The organism is Dactylosporangium sp. NPDC006015 (assembly GCF_040614215.1).
Classification (GTDB): Bacteria; Actinomycetota; Actinomycetes; order Mycobacteriales; family Micromonosporaceae; genus Dactylosporangium; species Dactylosporangium maewongense.
Map to the genome: position 1 here is coordinate 14,180 of NZ_JBEXUD010000075.1, position 23,306 is coordinate 37,485.

The window sequence follows — 23,306 nt, forward strand, 5'->3', positions numbered from 1 at the left end:
GGTGACCAGTTCAGGGGCGGACGTCGTGGTGGTCGGGGCGGGCGTCACGGGACTGACCACCGCCGTTCTGCTGGCGGAGCGCGGAATGTCCGTCGTCATCGTGAGCCGGGACCATCCCTCACAAACGACGTCATGCGCGGCGGGCGCACTGTGGGGGCCGCATCTGGTGGAGCACGAATGCGTGGAGCGGTGGGGAAAAAGCACATTGAAGACGCTCACCTCGCTGGCCGCCGACCCGACCACGGGCGTGGAGCTGATGGACGGCGTCGAGGCGTGCAGGACGCCGCAGGACCCGAGCCCCTACCTCGCCTGGCTGCCCGGCGTCCGGGCGTGCGGGCCGGACGAGCTGCGCCCCGGGTTCACCATGGGCTGGCGGTACCGCATCCCCGTGGTCGACATGCCGGTCTACCTGACCTACCTCTACGACCGGCTGCACAAGGCGGGCGGGGTCTTCTGGCTGCGTGACGTGCCGGCCCTCGAGGACCTCGGCGACGAGGCCGGCATCGTGGTGAACTGCACCGGGCACGCCGCCGGCCGCCTCACCCGGGACGACGAGCTCAGCGGCGCGCGCGGGGAGGTGGTGATCGTGGACAATCCCGGACTGGACGAGTTCTTCATCGAGGTCGACAGCGAGGACCCCGATCTGACCTATTTCGTGCCGCAGGGCGACCATGTCGTGCTGGGCGGCACCGCATATCCCGGACGGGCCGACACCGAGCCGGATCCGCGGGCGGCGCGGGAGATTCTGCGCCGGTGCGCGACGGTGGAGCCGCGGCTCGCCGGCGCCGTGATCCGCGAGGTGCGGGTCGGCGTCCGGCCTTTCCGCAGGCAGGTACGATTGGAGCATGTCAATCTTGGGCGCTGCCACGTCGTGCACAATTACGGGCACGGTGGCGGAGGCGTGAGTCTTTCGTGGGGTTGCGCCCTGGAAACGGTGGAGTTGGTGACGGCGCTGGAGTCGTCAACACGGTGACCGACGTCTATGTGTCTTCCAGCTTCGTCGACCTGAAGGCGCACCGCCAGGCGGTGCTCACGGTCCTGCGCGGCCTGCACGTCGTGCCGCACGCGATGGAGGACTACGTCGCCGCCGACGAGACCTCCCTCGACTACTGCCTCCGCGACGTCGAGAAGTGCCAGATCTTCGTCGGCATCTACGCCTGGCGGTATGGCGCGGAGGTGCCCTCGCACAACGCGTCGATCACAGAGCTGGAGTACCGCCACGCCGTCACGCTCGGCATCCCGCGACTGATCTTCCTGCTGGAGCCGGCGCACCCCTGGCCGCCGAACGTCATGGACGAGGGCCGCCCCCGCGAGCGGATCATGGCGCTGCGCGCCGAGCTGGCCGGGCCGGACGGCCGGCTGTGCAGCATGTTCACCACCCCCGACGACCTCGCCGCGAAGGTCGGCACCGCGGTCACCAACGAGCTGGCCCGGCTGCGGGCCGGCACGGCCGGGGGCGACCCGCCGGACCACGTCGCGCAGTATCGGGCCAGGGTCCGCGACCAGCGGCGCCGGCTCGACCTGAGCGCGCTCGCGCTGCCCGACCACCCCGACGACATCGAGGTCACCGTCGCCGACGTGTTCGTGGAGCAGCTCGTGCGGGAGGAGCCGCCGCCACCGGTGGAGCTGCCGCGCGACTGGCTGCGCCGGATGCAGACCGAAGGGCAGATCAAGCCCGGCGAGCTGCCCGAGCACATCGACGCCAGCGAGGCCGACCACCTCCGCGAGCTCTACCTCGCCAAGCCGTGGCAGCGGCTGTTCGACGTCCTGTCCGACACCGAGCACCGCAAGGTCGTGCTCCTCGGCGACCCCGGGTCCGGCAAGTCGACCGTGACCAACTACCTGATGCTCGTGCTCAGCCGCGCCCGGCGCGACGAGCGGCTGTCCGCGCTCACCGACGTGCTGCCGTTCGTCGTCGAGCTGCGCTCGTACAGCGCGATGCTGGTCAGCGGCGAGTGCGAGAGCTTCGTGGAGTATCTCGCGCACCAGGCCGCCCGCGACGGGCTCGGGCTGCCCGAGGCGGTGCTGCGGCAGTACCTCGCCGACAACGGCCGGGCGCTGTTCATCTTCGACGGGCTCGACGAGATCTTCGACCGCAACCAGCGCACCGCCGTGACCGCCCGGATCGCCGCCTTCGTCGAGGAGTTCCCGTCGGTGCGGGTCCTCGTCACGTCGCGCGTCATCGGCTATGTCCGCAAGGCGCTGACCGACGCGGGCTTCGCCCACTTCACCCTGCAGGACCTCGGCGACGAGCAGATCCAGGATTTCCTCGCCCGCTGGTACCGCCACACGATGTCCGACGACGAGAGCGCCGGCATCCGGCGCCTGCGGCTGCTGGAGACGCTCCGGCTCACCTCGGCGATCCGGGAGCTGGCCGGCAACCCGCTGCTGCTGACCATCCTGGCGATCATCAGCCGGCACAAGGCGCTGCCCCGCGAGCGGTGGAACCTCTACAACCACGCCGCCGGCGTGCTCGTCGACCGGTGGGACGTCAACCGGCAGCTCGGCCAGGGCGACACCGCGGCGGCGCCGGGCACCGCGCCCGGCAACCGGGTGGACGTCAACGCCGACGAGAAGAAGGCGATGCTGCGCCGCCTGGCGTGGGAGATGCAGTTCGACAGCTCCACCGCCGTCAACTACATCCACGGCGACGAGCTGCGGGCCGTCTTCGTGCGGCACCTCGTCGAGCGGTTCGGTCTCGACCGGGCCGACGCCAGCGCCGCCGCCGACCGCATCATCGACCGCCTCCACATGCGCAACTTCATCCTCAGCCGTTACGGCCCCGACCTGTACGGCTTCGCGCACCGCACGTTCCTCGACTTCTTCTGCGCGGCGGAGATCCGCCACCGGTTCAAGACCGGGCTGCTCACGTTCGACGACGTCGCGGACCTGTTCCGCCGGCACTGGCCGGACACGTCCTGGCACGAGGTGCTGCGGCTGGTCGCGAGCGTGCTGCCCGAGGCCGGCGTCGAGCAGATCGTCGACATGCTCGTCACCGACGCCGACCCGCAGTGGCCGCCGCAGGAGTTCCCCAACCCGCCGTGGAACATCGCGCTGGCCGTGCAGTGCCTCGCCGAGCTGCGCAGCCGCGCCGCGGTCGAGCAGGCGGCCGCGGTGCTGCTCGACCGGGTCGTCCTGCTGCTGGAGCACTGCGTGTCGATCAACGACCGCGACACCGCCCAGCTGATCGAGGACGCGATCCTGCCGGCCGTGCGCACCATCGGACCCGACTGGCCCGGCCGCCGGAGCTTCTTCGCCTGGTACCGCCGCCGCGGCTCCCACCTGCTGTGCAGCCCCGTCACCGAATACGCGGCCCGGATCGCGGCGATCCTCGCCGAGCCCGAGGACGACGTCGAGCGGCTCTTCACCGAGGAGCTCGACCCGGTCCGCGACAGCCGCGCGTCGCACGCGGCCGTCGCCGGCCTCGCCGAGCTCGCCCGCCGCTGCCGGCTGCCGGAGCGGGTCAACGCGTCCTACCCCGAGGCCGGACGGGTCCGCGGGATGCTGATCGAGCGGGCCGGCTCCGGACCGTACGGCCAGGTGCGCGTCGCCGCGGTCCAGGCGCTCGGGGAGCACTTCGGCGACGACCCCGCCGCGGTCGCCGCGCTCAACCGGCTGGCCCGCGACGACCGCTCCGGCGGGATCCGCACGACCGCGATCCGTGCGCTGCGCCCCGCCTGCGCCACCGACCCGGCGACCCTGCGGACCGTCATGGTGTGCACCGGCGACGACCACGTCCCGGCCCGGCAGGCGGCCGTGGAGCTGGTCGGCTGGCGCTGCGGCACCAGCGACGACCTGGTCGCGGCGCTGCGGCGGCGGCTGCGGGTCGACACCGACCCGCAGGTCGTCAAGCTGGCCGCGCAGGCGCTCGTCGAGCACCACCACGCGGGCGACCTGGTGCGCGACGACGTCGTGCAGCGGCTGGCGGCCGGCGCCGGGCCCGCGGTCCGGCGGGCCGCGATCGAGGTCCTCGCCGAGTGCGCGAACACGCGCGACATCCTGCTCGGCTACGTCCGCACCGACCCCGACGCCGGGGTCTTCCGCGCCGCCGCCGAAGCGCTCGCCGACGACCTCCTCGCCACGGACCGCGGCGCCGGCGATCCGGAGGCGGCCGCTCAGGTGCGCGACGCGGCCCTGGCTCGGCTGCCCGCCCGCGGCAACCCCGACCCCGCGGTGCGCCTCGCCGCCGCGGAGATCCTCGGCGCCCGGTTCATCGGCGAGGAGGTCGTCGCCGGGGCGCTGCGCGACGAGATGAGCGACGCGGTCCCCGCCGTCCGGATCGCCGCCGCGCACGCCCTCGCCGGGATCGCCTCGACCGACGGCAAGGTCGCCATCGCCATGCAGCGCAAGCTCAACGACCCGGAGGCGGAGGTCCGCCGGATCGCGGTCGGCGTCCTGCTGCACCGCATCGCGCTCGACGCGGACCTGCGCACGAAGCTGACCGAGCGGGCCCGTTTCGACACGGACGCCGGTGTACGGCTGGCGATCGTCACCGCCCTCGGGCGGCGCTGGTCGCTCGGGCCGCAGGCGCGCAGGCTGATCGTCGAGCGGGTCGCCGACGACCACAGCGAGCTGGTCCGCCGGGCGGCGGCGGAGATCCTCGCCGCGCACCTGGACGACCCGGACGCCCGCGACGCGCTCGGCGACCGGATCCGCGCCGACCTCGACGGCGACGTGGTGCGGATCGCGGCCGAGGCGATGGGCGCGTATCAGGGCGCCGGCCCGCGGGTCGCCCGGATCCTCGTGAAGCGCACCGGCGACCGCAACGCCAACGCGAAGCTGCGCCGCACGGCGGTGGAGCTGCTCGGCGACCGGTTCGGCGACCGCGACGACACGCGGGACGCGCTGCTGGAGCGGATCTCCACCGACTCCGACGCCGACGTGATCGAGACCGCCGCCGAGATCCTGCTGCGCCGCACCGGCGGCGGTCCCGCGCTGGAGGCGCAGGTCCGGGACCGGCTGCTGGTCCGGCTCGACGACGCCGCCCCGGTCAACGGCGGCGCCGCGCGGGTCCTCGGACGCCTCCTCGGCGCCGAGCCGGACCTGCCCGCGCGGCTCATCGCGCTGTCCGCGGCCCACCCCGCCGACACCGAGCTGTGCCGCGTGGTCGGCACCGTCCTGGCCGAGCTGCCCGAGACGAGCCCGCAGATCCACGCCTGGTTCGTCGAGCACCTGGACGACCCCGACTGGACCGTCAAGGAGAAGTCGGTCCGTGCGCTCGGTCACCGCTTCGGCGCACAGCCGGAGACCCGGGCGCTGCTCGACCGGCACGCCCGGCATCACCCCGACGGCGCGTTTCGCGAGGTCATCGGGCAGGTCCTGACAGGGCTGCCGGAGATCTCACCCCACGACCTGCCGCCCATTCCGCTCCGCCGTACGGATGAGCGGCAGTAGCGTTGGCGATGATTGCTTGAGCGCGTGTGACACGCTATACCTGCTAGGTGTCCCCGCGGCTCGCCGTTCGCCATCCGGAGGTCTTCGAACAATGAACGGCGCTGCTGTCCTCGAGTGTGCCCGCAACGGTCAGGCTGACTGGCGGTCCTTCGACGCGGAGGAGTACCGCAACCAGCACTACAAGTTCGTCCGCGACGACGACCGGCAGATCATGGGCATCACCCGTGACTTCTTCGCGCGTGCCGGGGTCAGCGGCGGCCGGGCGCTCGATCTCGGCACCGGCACCAACCTGTATCCGGCGCTCTCGATGATGCCGTTCAGCCGGTCGCTCACCCTGCGGGAGTACTCCCCGGCCAACCTCGCGTGGCTCGCCGAGCACCAGCGCGCCGGCCTCGACCGCGGCTGGGACGCCTTCTGGGACGTGTTCCTGGAGTCCCCGGCGTACCGGCGGACCGACCCGCGCGCGAAGTTCGCCGCCGCGAAGATCCAGCCCGGCAGCGTCTTCACCCTGCCGCGCCACCGCTTCGACCTCGGCACGATGTTCTTCGTCGCCTGCTCGATCTCCTCCGACCCGGCCGAGTTCGAGCTCGCGATCCAGCGCTTCGTCGGTGCGCTGCGCCCCGACGCCCCGTTCGTCGCCGCGTTCATGAGGCGCTCCTCCGGCTACGAGGTCGCCGGCCGCCGCTTCCCCGCCGTCCCCGTCGACGAGTCCGACGTCCACGGCTGCCTCTCCCCGCTGACCACCTCCCTGCGCGTCATCCCCGTCGAGTCGGACATGTCCCACGCCGACGGGATGATCGTCGCGACCGGCCGCACCAGGTCCTCCAGGCGTCGCGACTAGGCACCGGCGGTCATCGCCCGGCGCGGCCGCCGGCGGTGACGGGTGTGCCTGCCGGATCGGCGGCCGGGCGGGTGGGGCCGGCGCGGAGGGCGACCAGGAGCGCGGCGGCAAGGTAGGTGCCCGTGGCGATGAGCATCGCGGTGGGGAAGGCGCCGACGGCGCCCAGGACCGCGACGCCCAGGGCGCTGCCCACCTGCCGCATCGTGTTGAGCAGGCCGCTGGCGACGCCCGCGTGACCGTCGGGGGCGGCCTGCAGGGTAAGGGACGTGGCGGCGGTCATGGCGGTGTCGATGCCGAAGCCGACGACGAAGAGCGCGGCGAGCACCGCCGGGAGCGGGCCGGCGGCGCACGCGCCCAGGGCGGCGAACCCGGCGGCGCCGGTGAGGAGGCCGACCAGCATCGTCGCGCGGGGGCCGTGGCGGTGGCTGGACCAGCCGCCGAACGGGGAGCCGACCACGGCGCCGGCGGCCTGCACCGCGAGGGCGACGCCCGTGAGCAGGGGCGACAGGTGGCGGTGCTCCTGCAGGTACAGCGTCACCAGGAAGAACTGGCCGTAGAAGGCGAAGTTCAGGGCGAACCCCGTGACCACGGTGGCGCGCAGGGCGCGGTGGCGCAGCAGGTCGGGCCGCAGCATCGGGGCGGGGCGCCGGCGGCCCCTGGTTGCGGGAGCCTCGGCGAGAGCCTTGCTCGCGCGGTACTGGAGCAGCACGAACAGGCCGAGGACCAGCGCGCCGGCGGCGATCAGCGGCGGGTGGGCGGCGATGCAGCCGGCGACCAGCAGCGCGAGGCCGCAGGTCGACGTGACCACGCCGCGGACGTCGACCCGCGCACCGGCGTGGCGCGGCGGGTCGACCAGGCCACGGCCGATGCAGAGCACGAGCACGGCGAAGGGCACGTTGAGCAGGAACAGCGCGGGCCAGCCGGCGACGGCGAGCAGCGCGCCGCCGAGCAGGGGACCGGCCGCGGCCGCGACGCCGGCGAGGCCGCCCCACAGGCCGATGACGCGGGCCTGCCGGGCCGGCTCGGGGTACGTGGACCGGATGAGCGCGAGCGAGCTGGGCATGAGCACGGCCGCGCCGACACCCTGGACCACCCGGCCGGCGATCAGCCAGGCGCCGCCGGTGGTGCAGGCGCACATGACGGAGCCGAGCGCGAAGATCGTCATGCCGCCGTGGTAGGAGCGGCGCGCCCCGAACCGGTCGGCGAACGACCCACCGGCGAGGACGAGCGCGGCGAAGACGACCGTGTAGGCGTCGACGACCCACTGCAGGGTCGCGGTGCCGCCGCCGATGGAGGGCAGCGCGACGGTCACGATCGTGCTGTCGAGCATGACCAGGAAGAACCCGAGGCAGACCGCGAGCGCCCGCATCAGGCGGTCAGCGCGTCGGCGCAGGCGGAGACGAGGCAGCTGAGGCTGTCCACGACCGGCGCGACGCGGGACAGGTCGTCGCGCAGGACGGTCAGGTCGGTGCAGCCGAGCAGCACCCCGTCGGCGCCCGCGACGTTGCCGGCGGCGAGCGCCTCGTGCACGGCCGCGGCGTCGAACGCCCCGCCGACGCACCGCGTGACGAGCGACACGACGTGCGACTGGTCGGCGGGGCGCAGGATCTCGATGCCGCGCAGCCGGGCCGCCGCGTAGGCCTCGTGGTCGACGCTGGTGCCGGTGGCGAGCAGCACGAGCCGGCGCAGCCCGCGGGCGGCGGCCGCGTCGATGGTCTCGCTGACCATGTCGACGAGCTTCAGGTGCCGCCCGGCGAGCAGCGGGCGCAGCTGGCGGTGGAACGTGTTGCAGGGCATCGCGACGAGGTCGCAGCCGGCCCGCTCGAGCGTGTCGAGGGCCGTGGTGAGCAGCGCGTCGATCTCCGCGGTCTCCGCCGCGGTGAGCGTGCCGTCAAGGACCGCCCCGACCAGCCGCGCCGGCAGCGGCTGGCTGTGGATGAGCAGGTCCGGCCAGGCCCCGGTGCGGGCCTGCACCTCGGCGACGAGCAACCGGTAGAACTCGATCGTGGCGACCGGACCGACGCCACCGATGACACCCAGCACCACCCCACCCCCGTGGCGGCAACCATACCCGTCGGTCGATGTCCGGTGGGGGCACGGCTGCCGCCGCGGTGGTTCAGCGCAGGGTGATCCCGGGGTACAGCGGGAACCCGGCGAGCAGCTCGGACGCCTGGCCGGACACCTTGGCCGCGACCGACTCGTCGAGGGTGTACTTCGCCTTCGAGTCCGCCGCCGGCCGGGTGCTGCTCAGCACGGTGGCGATGAGCTCGGCGATCGTGTCCATCTCGGCGACGCCGAGGCCGCGCGTGGTGAGCGCCGGGGTGCCGATGCGCACGCCGGAGGTGTACCAGGCGCCGTTGGGGTCCTGCGGGATCGAGTTGCGGTTGGTGACGATGCCGGCGTCCAGCAGCGCCGCCTCCGCCTGGCGGCCGGTGAGGCCGGTCGGCGCGCCGCTCAGCTGCGAGGCGTCGATGAGCACCAGGTGGTTCTCGGTGCCGCCGGTGACGAGGCGGACGCCGCGGCGCTGCAGGCCCTCGGCGAGCGCGGCGGCGTTGTCGACGACGCGCTGCGCGTAGTCGCGGAACGACTGGGTGCGGGCCTCGGCGAGCGCGACGGCCTTGGCGGCCATGACGTGCGGCAGCGGGCCGCCGAGCACCATCGGGCAGCCGCGGTCGACCTGGTCGGCGAGCTCCGCCTGGCAGAGGACCATGCCGCCGCGCGGGCCGCGCAGCGTCTTGTGGGTCGTGGTGGTGACGATGTGGGCGTGCGGCACCGGGTCGAAGTCGCCGGTGAACACCTTGCCGGCGACGAGCCCGGCGAAGTGCGCCATGTCGACCATGAGGGTGGCGCCGACCTCGTCCGCGATCTCGCGGAGCTTCGCGAAGTTCACCTTCCGGGGGTACGCCGAATAGCCACCGACGATGATCATCGGCCGGAACTCGCGGGCGGTCTCCCGCAGCGCGTCGTAGTCCAGCAGGCCCGTCTCCGGGTTGGTGCCGTAGCTGCGCTGGTGGAACATCTTGCCGGAGATGTTGGGCCGGAAGCCGTGGGTCAGGTGCCCGCCGGCGTCCAGGGACATGCCGAGCATCCGCTGGTCGCCGAAGTCGTGCCGCAGCTGCGCCCAGTCACTCTCGGTGAGGTCGTTGACCTGGCGGACGGACTTCTCGCGCAGGAACGGCGCCTCGACCTTCTGCGCCAGGACCGCCCAGAAGGCGACGAGATTCGCGTCGATCCCAGAATGTGGTTGGACATAGGCGTGTGACGCGCCGAACAGTTCCCGGGCGTGCTCCGCGGCGATCGACTCGACGGTGTCGACCTGCTGGCATCCGGCGTAGAAGCGGCGGCCGACAGTGCCTTCGGCGTACTTGTCGCTGAGCCAGTTGCCCATCGCGAGGAGCGTCGCGGGTGAGGCGTAGTTCTCACTGGCGATGAGCTTGAGCGACTCGCGCTGGGCGGTCAGCTCGCCGGCGATGGCATCCGCGATCCGCGGCTCGACGGCCCGCACCACGTCAAGGGCGGCGTTGACCGCGATCGATTCCGAACTTTGCGCGCTCATGACGGGACTCCTGATCAGGTCGGGATCGTCAGCCACATCGGGACGGTCGATGCGGCCAGGTCCAAGCTCAATCCAAGCTCGACTGCGTGACGGCGAACCACGGTAACAGGCTAGAATCTGGGATCGGGGCGAGAGGCGCTGCAACGGATCATCGACGATCCGCCACGCTCGACCTGGAATCACTGTCTGCAAGGGCGCCTTCCGTCTGACCCACGGAAGGTGGATCCCATGGCGATCGCAGATCTGCGCAAGCTCCTCGACGAGCGGGTGGTCGTGCTCGACGGCGCATGGGGCACCATGCTGCAGGCCGCCGGCCTCACTCCCGCCGACTACCGTGCGGACCTGATCGCCCCGGACCACCCGAAGGACGTCACGGGCGACCCGGACCTGCTGATCCTGACCCGCCCCGACGTGATCCTCGACGTCCACCGGCAATACCTGGCCGCCGGCGCCGACATCACCACCACCAACACCTTCACCGCCACCAGCATCGCCCAGGCCGACTACGGCCTGGAGTCGCTGGTCCGCGAGATGAACGTGCAGGGCGCCCGGCTGGCGCGCCAGGCGGCGGACGAGTTCTCCACGCCGGACCGGCCGCGGTTCGTCGCCGGGTCGGTCGGCCCGCTGAACGTCACGCTGTCGCTGTCGCCGAAGGTCGAGGACCCGTCCTACCGGGCAGTGACGTTCGACACGGTCCGCGCCACGTACGCGGAGCAGATCAGCGCGCTCGCCGAGGGCGGCGTGGACCTGCTGCTCATCGAGACCATCTTCGACACGCTCAACGTGAAGGCGGCCGTCGCCGCGGCCCGCGACGTCGCGCCGCACCTGCCGCTGTGGATCTCGGTCACGATCGTCGACCTGAGCGGCCGGACGCTGTCCGGGCAGACCGTCGAGGCGTTCTGGCGCTCCGTCGAGCACGCCGACCCGCTCATCGTCGGCGTCAACTGCTCGCTCGGCGCGACGGAGATGCGCCCGCACGTCGCCGACCTGGCCCGCTTCGCCGGCACGTATGTCGCGGCGCACCCCAACGCGGGCCTGCCCAACGCGTTCGGCGGTTATGACCAGACCCCCGCCGAGACCGGGAGCCTGCTCGCCGGCTTCGTGTCCGACAAGCTGGTCAACGTCGTCGGCGGCTGCTGCGGTACGTCACCCGCCCACATCGGCAAGATCGCCGAGGCGGTCCGGGGGATGGCGCCGCGGCACGTTCCGAAGCTCGCCCCGGCGACCCGGTTCAGCGGCCTGGAGCCGTTCGAGATCGGTCCCGACACCGGCTTCGTCATGATCGGCGAGCGGACCAACGTCACCGGCTCGAAGCGCTTCCGCCGGCTCATCGAGTCCGACGACCACCAGGGCGCGGTCGACGTCGCCCTTGAGCAGGTCCGCGGCGGCGCCAACCTCCTCGACGTCAACATGGACGCCGACCTGCTCGACAGCGAGCAGGCGATGACCACGTTCCTGAACCTCATCGCCACCGAGCCCGAGGTCGCCCGCATCCCGATCATGATCGACAGCTCGCGCTGGAGCGTGCTCGAGGCCGGCCTGAAGTGCGTGCAGGGCAAGGGCGTCGTCAACTCGATCAGCCTCAAGGAGGGCGAGGAGCCGTTCCTGGAGCAGGCGCGGATCATCCGCTCCTACGGCGCCGGCGTGGTCGTCATGGCGTTCGACGAGCTCGGCCAGGCCGACACCACCGAGCGCAAGGTCGAGATCTGCGGCCGGGCGTACGACCTGCTGGTGAACAAGGCCGGCTTCGCGCCCGAGGACATCATCTTCGACCCGAACGTGCTCGCCGTCGCCACCGGCATCGCCGAGCACAACGGCTACGCGAAGGCCTTCATCGACGCCCTGCCGCTGATCAAGCAGCGCTGCCCCGGCGTCCGTACCAGCGGCGGCATCTCGAACCTGTCGTTCTCCTTCCGCGGCAACGACGTCGTGCGCGAGGCGATGCACTCCGCGTTCCTGCTGCACGCCGTCCGGGCCGGCCTCGACATGGGCATCGTCAACGCCGGCCAGCTCGCCGTCTACGCCGACATCCCCGCCGACCTGCTCGAGCTCGTCGAGGACGTCCTGTTCGACCGGCGCGAGGACGCCACCGACCGGCTCGTCACGTTCGCCGGCACGGTCAGCGGCCCCGGCACCTCCCGGGTCGTCGACCTGTCGTGGCGCGAGGCCCCGGTCAACGAGCGGCTGTCGCACGCGCTCGTGCACGGCATCGTCGACTTCATCGAGGAGGACACCGAGGAGGCGCGCCTCGCCGCCAACCGTCCCCTGGAGGTCATCGAGGGCCCGCTGATGGACGGCATGAAGGTCGTCGGCGACCTCTTCGGCAGCGGCAAGATGTTCCTGCCGCAGGTGGTGAAGAGCGCCCGCGTGATGAAGCGCTCCGTCGCCTACCTCGAGCCGTTCATGGAGGCCGAGAAGGCGGCCGCCCGCGCCGCGGCGCTCGCCGCGGGCGCCACCGAGAGTGCCGCCGAGAGTGCCGCTGCCCGTCCTCAGAGCCGCAGCGGCCAGGGCAAGGTCGTCATGGCGACCGTCAAGGGCGACGTCCACGACATCGGCAAGAACATCGTCGGCGTCGTCCTCGGCTGCAACAACTACGAGGTCATCGACCTCGGCGTCATGGTCCCGGCGGCGAAGATCCTGGACACCGCGGTCGCCGAGGGCGCCGACGCGATCGGCCTGTCCGGCCTCATCACGCCGTCGCTGGACGAGATGGTCGCCGTTGCCGCCGAGATGCAGCGCCGCGGCCTGAAGCTGCCCCTGCTCATCGGCGGCGCCACCACGTCGCGCCAGCACACGGCGGTGCGGGTCGCTCCGGCGTACGACGGCAACACCGTCCACGTGCAGGACGCCTCGCGGGTGGTCGGGGTCGTCGCCGGCCTGCTGGACGCGGACCGGGTCGAGCAGCTCACCGCCGACAACCGCGAGGAGCAGGAGCGCCTGCGCCGCCAGCACGCCGAGCGCCGCCACACCGCGCTGCTCACCCTCGCGCAGGCCCGGGCCAACGCCTCGGACGTGTCGTTCGACGCCATCCCCACGCCGGACTTCACGGGTGTACGGGTCGTCGAGCCGCCCCTGCAGGTCCTCCGCGAGATGATCGACTGGCAGTTCTTCTTCCTCGCGTGGGAGCTGAAGGGCAAGTACCCCGCGATCCTCGACCAGCCCGTCGCCGCCGAGCTCTTCGCCGAGGGCAACACCCTGCTCGACGAGATCATCGCCAACGGCACCCTCTCCGCGCGCGGCGCCTACGGCTTCTGGCCCGCCGCTTCCGTGGGCGACGACATCGTCCTGGACAACGGCGTGAAGTTCCCGATGCTGCGCCAGCAGACGGAGAAGCCCGACGGCCGCGAGAACCGCTGCCTCGCCGACTACATCGCCCCTGCTTCCTCCGGTTCCTCCGGCGAAGCGTTCCCCGACCACCTGGGCGGCTTCGCCGTCGCCATCCACGGCGCCGAGGAGCTCGCCGCCCGGTACGAGGCCGACAACGACGACTACCGCGCCATCCTGGTGAAGGCCCTGGCCGACCGCCTCGCCGAGGCCTTCGCCGAGTGGATCCACCTGGAGGCCCGCCGCGCCTGGTTCGAGCCCGACGCCCAGCCCGCCCTGGAGGACCTGCACGCCGAGCGCTTCCGCGGCATCCGCCCCGCTCTTGGCTACCCGGCCAGCCCCGACCACTCCCTCAAGCAGGCCCTGTTCGACCTCCTCGAGGCCGGCAAGCTGGGCCTGGCCCTCACCGAGTCCTTCGCCATGACCCCGGCCGCCGCGGTCAGCGGCCTGATCTTCGCCCACCCCGACTCCCGCTACTTCACCGTGGGCCGGGTCAACCGCGACCAGATCGAGGACTACGCCACCCGCCGCGGCCTCCCCGTCGAGGAAGTCGAGCGCTGGCTCCGCCCCAACCTCGCCTACGACCCCTCCTGACCCACCCGGTGCAGGGCCGCCTTTCCCCGGCGGCCCTGCCACCACCTGAGCCGGCCTGCCGGCTGGACCGTGAAGGCCGTGTAGCCAGCAATTCGCCGGCCGAGCACGACCGCACCGCTCGCCGGTCCAGGCGGATTACGTGAGCCCGGACAGCCACGCGATCAGCATGACCCCCAGGGTGCCGAGCACGAACCAGACGAGCGCCGTCCACAACGCCGAGCCAAGGCTCGGAGGTCGTCGCGCATGTCTGGCCATCGCGCCATCATCCCCCATCGGCCACGCGACAGACGCCCCCTGCTCAACGGGGAGCCGGGGCGAAGCGCTGAACAGCTACAGCAGACCGCTGCTCGCGATCGTGTTCGCCCGCTGTCGTCTGACGCGCAGTTCGATGACCCCGATCACGGCCAGACAACTGATCCACGCAACGCAAACAGAGCCGAGGTGGAGGAGCCAGGTTGGCTGCGACTCCAGGGGCCAGGCCAGATCAACGACGCCCCAGACAACGCCGGCGGCGGCGACCAGCCCAGCCAACCGGACCAGCCTGACCCGGAACCGCATCACCGGGCCGGGGGTCTCACTGACGGTCCAGAACGCACCGACCCACGCCCCCGCGGCGGCTGCGTTCGCGGCCGGAGGCCACACCGCATCGAGGAGCAGCGACACGGAGGCGGCGGCAACGACAACCCATGTCATTCGCATCACGGCCGATTTCCATGCGAACTGCTGAGCCATCCCCATGCCGACACGATATTCGCCGTCCACCGTTCCCACCTTCCGCCAAGCGGGCGGTGGGTCACCGGGAGTTCGGGTGCTGCATGTCCGGCGGACGTGTGGGGGTGACCGGTTCCTCGACGGGCGGGTGCAGCGTCCGGGCATGAAGATCCGGGGTCTGGTCATGCTCGCCGTCGTGGCCGGTGCGGTTGCCTGGCCGGGGGCCGCGCGGGCCGAGGTGGTGGGTGTGCCGGTCTTCGGGGCCGGGTCGAACTGGGCCCAGCCGGCGGTCAGGACGTGGATCCTGCAGGCGGCGCCGCGCGCCGGTTACGCCGACGTGGGCAGCACCACCGGGCGGCAGCAGTTCGCCGCCGGGGCCGTCGACTTCGCGGTGTCGGAGACGCCGTACGGGTTCGACGGGGTGGACCAGGCGCCGGCGCGGCCGTTCGCGTACGTGCCGGTGGCGGGCGGCGGGCTCGCGTTCGTGTACAACCTGACCGTCGACGGCCGGCGGGTCACGGACCTGCGGCTGTCCAGCGGGACGATCACCGGGATCTTCACCGGTGACATCACGCGGTGGGACGACCCGCGGGTCACGGCCGAGAACCCCGCGATCAGGCTGCCGGCGCGGGCGATCAGGCCCGTGGTGCGCGAGGACAGGGCGGGCACCACGGCCGCGTTCACGGGGTGGATGAGCGAGCGGCACCCGGACCGGTGGGACGCCTACTGCCAGGCGCACGGGCGGCCGTCGCCCTGCGGGGCCACGTTGACGTTCCCGGTCGGCGGGCAGGTGGCCCGGGTCGGGTCGACCGGCGTCGCCGGGACGGTGGTGCAGCCGGGCGGCGACGGCATGATCGGTTATGTGGAGCACTTGTACGCGCGGGCGAACAGGCTGCCCGTCGCGAAGGTGCGCAACCAGGCCGGGTACTACATCGCGCCGACCGCGAGTGCTGTCGGGGTGGCGCTGTCCGGGGCCGGGCAGGACCGGCGGGCGTACCCGGTGTCGTCCTACGCGTCGCTGATCGTGCCGACGACGACCGAGGCCGGCTTCACCGTGGAGCGCGGCCTCACGTTGAGCGAGTTCGGTCGGTACGCGCTGTGCCGCGGTCAGCGCGACGTCGAGTTCCTCGGCTTCGCGCCGCTGCCGGTGAACCTGGTGCGGCCGGGGCTTGAGCAGCTGCAGCGGATCCCCGGGGCGATCACCCGCGCCGACCCGCTCGCGGGCTGCGCGAACCCGACGTTCGCCGCCGACGGCACCGACACGTTGCCGGCGACGGCCCCGCAGCCGCCGGAGTGCGACAACCAGGCCAGCGGCACGCAGTGCGTGACCGCGAGCCCGGCCGCGCCGCACGCGCAGACGGTCGACGCCGACGTCGCGACCGGCGTGTTCTCCCTCGCGGTCGAGGACGATGTCGCGGTGCTCACCGGCGGCAGCGTCGGCGGCGAGGCGATCGGCGGGCTGCCGGCCGTCACGGTCACGGACCTGCGCGGCACCAACCCGGGCTGGAACGTGACCGCGCAGGTCGAGGATTTCGTGCACAGCGCCCGGCCGGACGCGACCATCCCCGGCGCACAGCTGGGGTGGGACCCCGCCGCGGAAGACGGAGGCGGCTCCGGTCACGCCGCGGCAGGCGTACGGGTGGTGCCCGGCTCCGGCGGGCTGGCCGGCGGGGCCACCCTGTGCGCGGCGCCGGCGGGCGGCAGCGCGGGCACGTTCCACTGCTTCGCCACCCTGATCCTCGCCGTCCCCGACAGCACGCTGCCGGGGACCTACGCCGCGACGCTGACCCTGACGCTCGCCTGAACTACGCCGCCGTGAGGACCTCCTCGACGAGGTCGCGGGGGATGCCGTGGGTGTCGTGCAGGTAGTGGAAGTCGTCGTCGGTGAGGGGGCCGCGGAGCAGGAGCCGCTGGACGAGGGGGCGGCCGCGACGCAGGAGCGCCTGGAAGCGGCGTTCCTCGTACACCAGGACGTCGCGAACATAGAGGGGGTCGACCCGCAGGGAGAACCGCTCCACCGTGTCGCCGAGGGGCTCGACGGGCAGGTCGCCGAGGGTGCGGGAAGGGTCGTCGCGCCAGAGCTCGGTGAGGGTGCGGCGGACGAGGCGGCGCAGGACGTAGCCGCGGCCGGTGTTGGACGGGTGGACGCCGTCGCCGACGACCACGACGCAGGAGCGGAGGTGGTCGCACAGCAGCCTGGACGACGTCCACCGCCGCCAGGGCTCGAAGACGTCGATGTCGAAGACCGACCGCTTCCCCTGCAGGACCATGGACATGCGCTCCAGGCCCATGCCGGTGTCGACGCCGGGTTGCTCGAGCGGGCTCAGGCTGCCGTCGGGGTGGCGGCGGTGGCGCATCATGACGTGGTTCCACACCTCGACCCAGTTGTCGTCGGTGGATGGTGTACCGGTGGGCGGGCCGTCGCCGGTCCACACGAAGATCTCGGAGTCGGGGCCGCACGGGCCGGTCGGACCGTTGGACCACCAGTTCTCGTCGCCGAGTTGTTCCGCCGGTACGCCCAGCTGGCGCCACGTGTCCAGCGAGCGCGGGTCTTCTTCGTACACCGTGACGTGCAGCCGCTCGACCGGCAGCTGGAACCCGTCGCGGAGCAGCTCGAAACCCCAGCGCAGGCTCTGGTCGCCGCCGTAGTCGCCCAGCGACCAGGACCCCAGCATCTGGAACACCGTGAGATGCGTGTCGTCGCCGACCTCGTCGAGGTCCGTGGTGCGCAGGCATCGCTGCACCCCGGTGAGGCGGCGGCCGAGCGGATGCGGTTTCCCCTCGATGTACGGCGTGAGCGGGTGCATGCCCGCGCTCGTGAACAGGACCGGGTCGTCCTGCGGCGGGATGAGCGTCGCGTCGCCGAGGAGCTCGTGGCCGCGCTCGCGGTAGAAGTCGAGGAACGTGCTGACGATCTGGCGGGTGTCCATGGGTGGGCCCTTCGGGGAATGGACCGGAGGACGGGACCCGGCAGCGCATACAGAAACAGCCGGCGAACCGTTTCCGGTCGCCGGCTGAACTGGAGGAAAGATCAGGCAGCAGCGTCCGGCGAGCGGTGAGCTCGCGCGGCCGCGGCAACGAAACGCCTGATACGCATGCGGAGAGTGTACCTCAGCGGCCGTCCCTCAGATCGCTCCTCAGATGGCTCCTCGGATCGCTCCTCGGAGTCGTTCCTCAGGTCGTTCCTCAGGTCGCTCCTCAGAAGCGGGACGAGTACTCGACGGTGAAGCCGCTGTTGACGGCGGCGCCGGCGTTGTTGAAGCAGCTGACGCGGATGCCGAGCGCGCCGGCGCCGGGGGTCCACGGCGAGTGCAGGCCGCAGAAGTCCGGCGTGGTGCCGAACGCGGTGACCTGGACGTTGCCGGGCGGGGCGGCGATCGAGGCGAACGTGACGGTCCAGATCGGGGGACCGCCGGCCAGGGTGCCACCGCCGCCGGCGGAGTTGAAGTTCGTCAGGGGAGGGCCCAGCGGCGGGGTGTTCCAGAGGTAGCCGAACCGGTAGGGCGGGGAGGCGCCGCCGTACAGGGCGCGCTGGTAGGTCCATGTGAGCGTGAAGCGGGTGTTGGTCGGCACGCCGGCGGAGCTGAAGCAGTAGACGCGGAAGAACTGGCCGTTGGCGGAGGACTGCCAGCTGGCGACCTTGCACCTGGCGCCGGCGGCCGGGTTGACGGCGGTGGCCTGGACGTTGCCGGCCTGCGGGCCGGCTGTGCCGAGGCCGGTCAGCGCGACCGAGTAGAGGCCGGGGCCGGCGTTGGTGACGGTGTTGGCGGCACCGGTCGAGTTGTACTGGGTGATGATCCCGCCGGCGCTGTTCGCGTCCACATAGCCGAAGCGGGAGGCGGCGAAGACGCCGGAGCTGCGGGCGAACTGCACGGAGAAGCCGGGCTGCGAGTCGAGAATCCCGCCGGGGCGGTAGCAGCTGACCATGACGAGCTCGTCCGGGCCGGAGGGGCCCCACGCCTCGGCCTGGCACCAGCGGCCAGGGGGAGTGGCGAACCCGTCGTGCACGGCGGTCACGTGCACGACGCCGCCGGCGGTGGCGATGCCGGGGAACTTGACCAGCCACCGGCCGACCCCGCTGGGGCTGACGGTGGTCGCGGCCGGCCACTGCTGCGACACCACGCCGCCCGACCACAGCGCGAACCCGAACGCGTCGGGCAGCAGCGCGGCGGCCGGCCTGGCGGCGCCGAGGGCACCGGTGAGCGCGGCGGCGAGCATGACGGTGACGGCGCCCGTCAGTCGTCTGAACCTCATACGTTGCCTCCATCCTGGGAAGGGGGAGGGCAGCGTATCGACCAGCGTGGATTAATAACGGTCGGATCGAGGACTCGCGGCGCGACGCCGCACAAAGAGTCGTATGGGGTGATTGCCGGTGTCAGCGGACCTTCTGCTGCGGGCGCTCCCGGTGCTTCGCCGCCAGGCGGGTCAGGTAGATCAGGGCCGCGCCCAGCACGCCGACGTCGTCGAGGTAGATCGGGTCGGGCAGCAGGTCGACCGGGGAGATGGTGTAGATGATCGCGCCCCAGAACGCGAACTTGCCGCCCGCGCCCATCGCCTGCAGGTATTTCCCGGTCTTCCAGACGCGGGTGGCGAGGACGATCGCGGTGACCAGCATGGCGACCAGCAGCAGCCCGCCGATCACGATGAGGCCGTAGAACACGATGTCGTCCATGGGCGTGAGTCTACGGGTGATACTCGCACCATGCCCGACACGCCGCCCGTCACGCCGCCTCAGATCACCGGGGCCGACCCCGCGTCGTTCGCCGCCGCCGTCCTGCGGGACCGCCACCCGGCCATCGTGGCCAGGGTCCTCGCGGACTTCCCCTTCGCCGCGCCGGTCCGGGACGCACTTGCAAGGCTCTTGCAGGACCCCACGGTGACCCCGCTGCCGCGCGACGCCCACGACTGCAAGGACTGGGACCGGTGGGGCGAGCCGTACTTCGGGCGGTCGATGTTCGAGGTGCCGTTCCTGTGGGCGGAGAACTACTTCTACCGGCGGCTGCTGCACGCGACCGGCTACCACGAGCCCGGGCCGTGGCAGGGGATCGACCCGTTCGGGCCGCAGAAGGCCGCCGACCTGCCGGGTCTGGCGGAGCTCGCGGCGCTCGACGCCTTGCAAGCCCTGCCAGAGGACGACCAGGCCGCGGCGCTGGTGGCGGCGGCGCTGTGGGGCAACCGGGCCGATCTGGGGTTCCAGCTCGCGCACGGACTCGCCGACATGCAGGCCGAGCTCGTGGCGGACGACACCGAGCGGCTCTGGAAGTGGCTTGCAAGTGGCGGCGGCACCGTCTGTGTGATCGCCGACAACGCGGGCCGGGAGCTGCTGCCGGACCTGGTGCTCATCGACTTCCTGCTGCGCACCGGCCGGGCCGCCCGCGTCGAGCTGCACGTCAAGCCCGCGCCGTACTTCGTCTCCGACGCGCTCACCGCGGACGTCCTGGCGGAGCTGCGGCGCTTCGGCGACGGCAGCGAGATCGGGGGGCGGCTGTGGGAGGCGCTGCGGGCCGGGAGCCTGGAGCTCGTCACCGACCCGTTCTACTGTGCGCCGCTGGAGTTTCCGGAGATGCCCGCCGGCCTCGCCGCCCGCTTCGGGGCGGCGACGCTGACCATCCTCAAGGGGGATCTGAACTACCGGCGCCTGGTGGGCGATCGCGACTGGGCGCCGGAGACGTCGTTCTCGGGTCTTACCGCATACTTTCCCGGGCCGGTCGCGGCCCTGCGAACGGTGAAGTCGGACGTGGTCGCCGGGTTGGCCGCGGGCGTCGCGGCGAAGCTACCCGCGTCATGGCGCACCAGCGGCAGTTTTGCCATGGTCCAAGTGCGGGGTTGACACCGTGGCGGTGGTCGTGAAGGTCGGGCCGGCCCAGATGCTGCGGTTCGTCGTCATGTTGAGCACTCTGCCGGGCGCCACTTGGCGGCCACTTGCGGTCGGCTTGCGACGCCCCTCAAGGGTGGTTACGGTCACGCGTCGATGGCGCTTGTGGCCCGGATATTTCCGACATGTCGGTCGCTGCAAGCCTTAAGACAGACTTGAAGACCCCTTCATTGACGCTCCTGCACGGGCGGCGAAGCATTGCCATCGGCGAGGCGGTCGCACCTGTGGAGGAGTCATGGGTCATCGCATCGGCAAGCTCGTCCCGTTCTCCGTGCAAGTCGTGGCGCTGGCGGTGGTGGCGGCCGGGGGCACGGCCGTCGCGCTCGCCGCCGACGTCGCACCCGGGTTCTCCGGCCGGCACCGGCCGCCGGGGCGTGGTGGGGGCGTCGACCTGGAGGTGCAGAGTCTCGACGGATCCGGCAACAACCGTGCACACCCCCGGTGGGGCAGCGCCGGGCAGCCGTACAGCAGGGTCGCGCCGGCGCGCTACGCCGACGGCCGGTCCGCGATGGTGCAGGGCCCTGACGTGCGCTGGGTCAGCAATCGCGTCTTCAACGACACGAACCAGAACATCTTCTCCGACCGCCGGGTGAGCCAGTGGGGCTTCGTCTGGGGCCAGTTCGTCGACCACACCATCGGCCTGCGGGAGGAGGGCACCGCGGAGAAGGCCGACATCGCGTTCAGCGCCGCCGACCCGCTCGAGTCGTTCACCAACACGCTCGGTGGCATCCCGTTCATCCGTTCCAGGCCCGCTCCGCGGCCCGCCCCCGGCGGCGGGCCGCGGCAGCAGACGAACCTGGTCAGCTCCTACGTCGACGCCTGGGCGGTGTACGGCGGCACCCGCGAACGCCTCGAATGGCTGCGGGAGGGCCCGGTCGACGGCGACCTGACGAACAACGGCCCGCACCTGCTGCTGCAGGACGGCTACCTGCCGCGCCGCGACAGCCGCGGCGACCCCGGCACCGCGCCGGCGATGGCGGTCGACGGGATGCTGCTGGGCCGCCCCGGCCGGGCGGTCGTCGCCGGCGACCAGCGGGCCAACGAGAACATCGGGCTCACCGCCGTCCAGACGCTCTTCGCCCGCGAGCACAACCGGGTCGTCGACCTGCTGCCCGCGACGCTCAGCGCCGAGCAGCGCTTCCAGATCGCCCGCCGGGTCGTCATCGCGGAGCAGCAGTTCATCACCTACGAGCAGTTCCTGCCCGCGCTCGGCGTCACCCTGCCGAGGTACCGCGGCTACCGGCCCGACGTGGACGCGTCGCTGTCCAACGAGTTCGCCACCGTCGGGTACCGCGCCCACAGCATGATCCACGGCGAGCTGGAGGTCTCGTCGGCTGCGGACCGCTACAGCACCGCCGTGCTGGACCAGCTGCGCCGCGGCGGCGTACAGGTCGAGGCCGACGGCGCCGACGTCGAGCTGGCCGTCCCGCTCAACGTCGCCTACTTCAACCCCGACCTCGTCCCGGCGCTGCAGCTCGGGCCGCTGCTGCGGGGCATCGGCGCCGAGGCCGAGTACCGCAACGACGAGCAGATCGACAACCAGCTGCGCAGCGTCCTGTTCCAGGTCCCGGTCGCCGGCAACCCGCAGTGCCTGGACGGCCCGGCCCTCCCGCAGTGCTTCCGCGGCGTCGTCGACCTCGGCGCGATCGACGTGCAGCGCGGCCGCGACCACGGCATCCCCGGATACAACCAGCTGCGCCGCGCGTACGGGCTGCCGGCCCGCCGCACGTTCCGGGCGATCACCGGCGAGGCGACCGAGGAGTGGCCGCGCGACCCGCGGCTGACCGCCGGCAAGGAGGTCGACGACCCCTCGGCGCTGGACTTCGTCGCCCTGTTCGACGCCGCCGGCAAGCGGGTCGACCCCGCGTCGGAGGAGGCGTCGACCTCCGTCACCCGCGGCGTGCGACGCACCGCCCTCGCCGCCCGGCTCAAGGCGGTGTACGGCTCCGTCGACCGCGTCGACGCGTTCGTCGGCATGGTGGCCGAGCCGCACGTGCGCGGCACCGAGTTCGGCGAGCTGCAGCTGGCGATCTGGAGCCGCCAGTTCCAGGCGCTGCGCGACGGCGACCGCTTCTTCTACCGCACCGATCCCGGACTGGAGATGATCAGGCGGGTGTACGGGGTGGACTTCCGCCGCTCCCTGGGTGACATCATCGCCCTGAACACCGACATCGCGCGATCAGACCTGGCGCCGGATGTGTTCCTGGTCTGACGCTTTCCTGGTTTTGTTCCGTGGGCCTGGGTAGGACCTCGCAATGCAACCTGAAGCCGACGAGTCGGTGCCGGAGCTGGCGCCTCAGCCTGACGACGAGCCGCCGGCGCCCGCGCCACCCTCCACCTCGACCGGGCAGACCTCCTCCCCGTCCGGGCCGACCAGCGGTGCGGCCGGGCAGATCAGCGGTGCCGCCGGACAGACCAGCGGTTCCGCCGCCTCGGCCGGCGGGCAGACCAACGGCGTGCCGTTCCGCGCGAACACCGGCGGGACACCCGCCGGGGCCCTGGCGACCCTCTGGAACGACAGCGACCGGCACCGTATCCGCGGCAAGTGGCAGGAGCTGCAGGCCAAGTTCCTCGACGACCCGCACCTGGTCGCCTCGGAGGCCGAACGGCTCGTCCAGGAGGCGGTCAGCTCCCTGACCACCTCCCTGGACGCCCGGCGCAGCCAGCTGCACCAGCAGCGGGCCGCCCGCGGCCTCGACACCGAGAACCTGCGCGCCTCGCTGCGCGACTACCGCGAGTTCCTCGATCGCATCCTCGGCCTCTAGGGGGTCCACATGAACTCGACGACGATCACGATCGGCCTGGTCGTGCTGGCCCTGGCGGTCGGCGGCTGGATCCTGCTGCGCGGCGGCAAGGAAGAGGAAGAGGAGGAGACGGCGGCCTCGTCGGCCCCGCCCACCCCCCGCCCGCCCGTGGCCGCGACGACCTTTGTCGGCGTGCAGATCTTGCCGTCCACGGTGACCGAGAAACGCTCCGTGACGTAACCGACGACCGACTTCGCATGAGTGTTG

General features: G+C 72.2%; 16 protein-coding genes and 1 riboswitch. Of the genes, 9 read left to right on the top strand and 7 right to left on the bottom strand.

Going from position 1 to position 23,306, the window contains the following annotated elements:
- Window positions 1-28 precede the first annotated feature (28 nt).
- From ABZ321_RS55465 to ABZ321_RS55475, 3 genes are all read left to right on the top strand, one after another.
- Window positions 29-973: an FAD-dependent oxidoreductase gene (locus ABZ321_RS55465; protein ID WP_354904750.1), complete on the top strand. Its 945-nt coding sequence runs from the start codon at window positions 29-31 to the stop codon at window positions 971-973.
- Window positions 970-5,394, top strand: coding sequence for a HEAT repeat domain-containing protein (locus ABZ321_RS55470; RefSeq protein WP_354904724.1), 4,425 nt, complete (start codon window positions 970-972; stop codon window positions 5,392-5,394). The genes ABZ321_RS55465 and ABZ321_RS55470 overlap by 4 nt, the downstream gene beginning before the upstream one ends.
- Before the next feature lie 91 nt (window positions 5,395-5,485).
- The gene (locus ABZ321_RS55475; RefSeq protein ID WP_354904727.1) at window positions 5,486-6,235 is read left to right on the top strand and encodes an SCO2525 family SAM-dependent methyltransferase; all 750 of its coding nucleotides are present in this window, start codon (window positions 5,486-5,488) and stop codon (window positions 6,233-6,235) included.
- A gap of 10 nt (window positions 6,236-6,245) precedes the next feature.
- On the opposite strand, the gene ABZ321_RS55480 is transcribed toward ABZ321_RS55475, so the two are convergent.
- The 3 genes from ABZ321_RS55480 to ABZ321_RS55490 form a co-directional block, all read right to left on the bottom strand.
- Entirely contained in the window at window positions 6,246-7,604 is a 1,359-nt protein-coding gene (locus tag ABZ321_RS55480) for an MFS transporter (protein WP_354904729.1), read from the bottom strand.
- Window positions 7,604-8,278 carry an aspartate/glutamate racemase family protein gene (locus tag ABZ321_RS55485; RefSeq protein ID WP_344503422.1) on the bottom strand — a complete coding sequence of 225 codons (675 nt, stop codon included), beginning with the start codon at window positions 8,276-8,278 and terminating at the stop codon, window positions 7,604-7,606. Before ABZ321_RS55485 ends, ABZ321_RS55480 begins: the two co-directional genes overlap by 1 nt.
- A gap of 73 nt (window positions 8,279-8,351) precedes the next feature.
- Window positions 8,352-9,791 carry a glycine hydroxymethyltransferase gene (locus tag ABZ321_RS55490; protein WP_344503423.1) on the bottom strand — a complete coding sequence of 480 codons (1,440 nt, stop codon included), beginning with the start codon at window positions 9,789-9,791 and terminating at the stop codon, window positions 8,352-8,354.
- A gap of 124 nt (window positions 9,792-9,915) precedes the next feature.
- A riboswitch (S-adenosyl-L-homocysteine riboswitch) is annotated at window positions 9,916-9,998 on the top strand.
- Between the two features lie 21 nt (window positions 9,999-10,019).
- Here ABZ321_RS55490 and metH point away from each other — a divergent pair.
- Window positions 10,020-13,709 carry a methionine synthase gene (gene metH, locus ABZ321_RS55495; protein ID WP_354904733.1) on the top strand — a complete coding sequence of 1,230 codons (3,690 nt, stop codon included), beginning with the start codon at window positions 10,020-10,022 and terminating at the stop codon, window positions 13,707-13,709.
- 330 nt (window positions 13,710-14,039) lie between these two features.
- Here metH and ABZ321_RS55500 read toward each other — a convergent pair whose 3' ends face one another.
- On the bottom strand, window positions 14,040-14,471 hold the full coding sequence (locus ABZ321_RS55500) for a hypothetical protein (RefSeq protein WP_344503426.1): 432 nt from the start codon (window positions 14,469-14,471) through the stop codon (window positions 14,040-14,042).
- Between the two features lie 112 nt (window positions 14,472-14,583).
- Between ABZ321_RS55500 and ABZ321_RS55505 the strand changes: the two genes are divergently transcribed.
- Window positions 14,584-16,224, top strand: a complete 1,641-nt coding sequence (locus ABZ321_RS55505; protein WP_354904736.1) for a substrate-binding domain-containing protein — start codon at window positions 14,584-14,586, stop codon at window positions 16,222-16,224.
- A gap of 1 nt (window position 16,225) precedes the next feature.
- Here ABZ321_RS55505 and ABZ321_RS55510 read toward each other — a convergent pair whose 3' ends face one another.
- From ABZ321_RS55510 to ABZ321_RS55520, 3 genes are all read right to left on the bottom strand, one after another.
- The gene (locus tag ABZ321_RS55510) at window positions 16,226-17,350 is read right to left on the bottom strand and encodes an alanine--tRNA ligase-related protein (protein WP_344503428.1); all 1,125 of its coding nucleotides are present in this window, start codon (window positions 17,348-17,350) and stop codon (window positions 16,226-16,228) included.
- A 268-nt stretch (window positions 17,351-17,618) separates the two neighbouring features.
- The gene (locus ABZ321_RS55515) at window positions 17,619-18,674 is read right to left on the bottom strand and encodes a hypothetical protein (protein ID WP_344503429.1); all 1,056 of its coding nucleotides are present in this window, start codon (window positions 18,672-18,674) and stop codon (window positions 17,619-17,621) included.
- Window positions 18,675-18,795: 121 nt separating this feature from the next.
- A complete protein-coding gene (locus ABZ321_RS55520) occupies window positions 18,796-19,092 on the bottom strand; it encodes a YkvA family protein (protein ID WP_344503430.1) in 297 nt (98 codons plus the stop codon).
- A 30-nt stretch (window positions 19,093-19,122) separates the two neighbouring features.
- On the opposite strand from ABZ321_RS55520, the gene ABZ321_RS55525 reads away from it, so the two are divergent.
- From ABZ321_RS55525 to ABZ321_RS55540, 4 genes are all read left to right on the top strand, one after another.
- Complete coding sequence (locus ABZ321_RS55525; protein WP_354904740.1) at window positions 19,123-20,250, top strand: damage-control phosphatase ARMT1 family protein; 1,128 nt, start codon at window positions 19,123-19,125, stop codon at window positions 20,248-20,250.
- A gap of 280 nt (window positions 20,251-20,530) precedes the next feature.
- Complete coding sequence (locus tag ABZ321_RS55530) at window positions 20,531-22,507, top strand: peroxidase family protein (protein ID WP_354904743.1); 1,977 nt, start codon at window positions 20,531-20,533, stop codon at window positions 22,505-22,507.
- Between the two features lie 43 nt (window positions 22,508-22,550).
- Window positions 22,551-23,060, top strand: coding sequence for a hypothetical protein (locus ABZ321_RS55535; RefSeq protein WP_344503433.1), 510 nt, complete (start codon window positions 22,551-22,553; stop codon window positions 23,058-23,060).
- Window positions 23,061-23,069: 9 nt separating this feature from the next.
- Window positions 23,070-23,279, top strand: coding sequence for a hypothetical protein (locus ABZ321_RS55540; protein ID WP_354904747.1), 210 nt, complete (start codon window positions 23,070-23,072; stop codon window positions 23,277-23,279).
- Window positions 23,280-23,306: the final 27 nt, after the last annotated feature.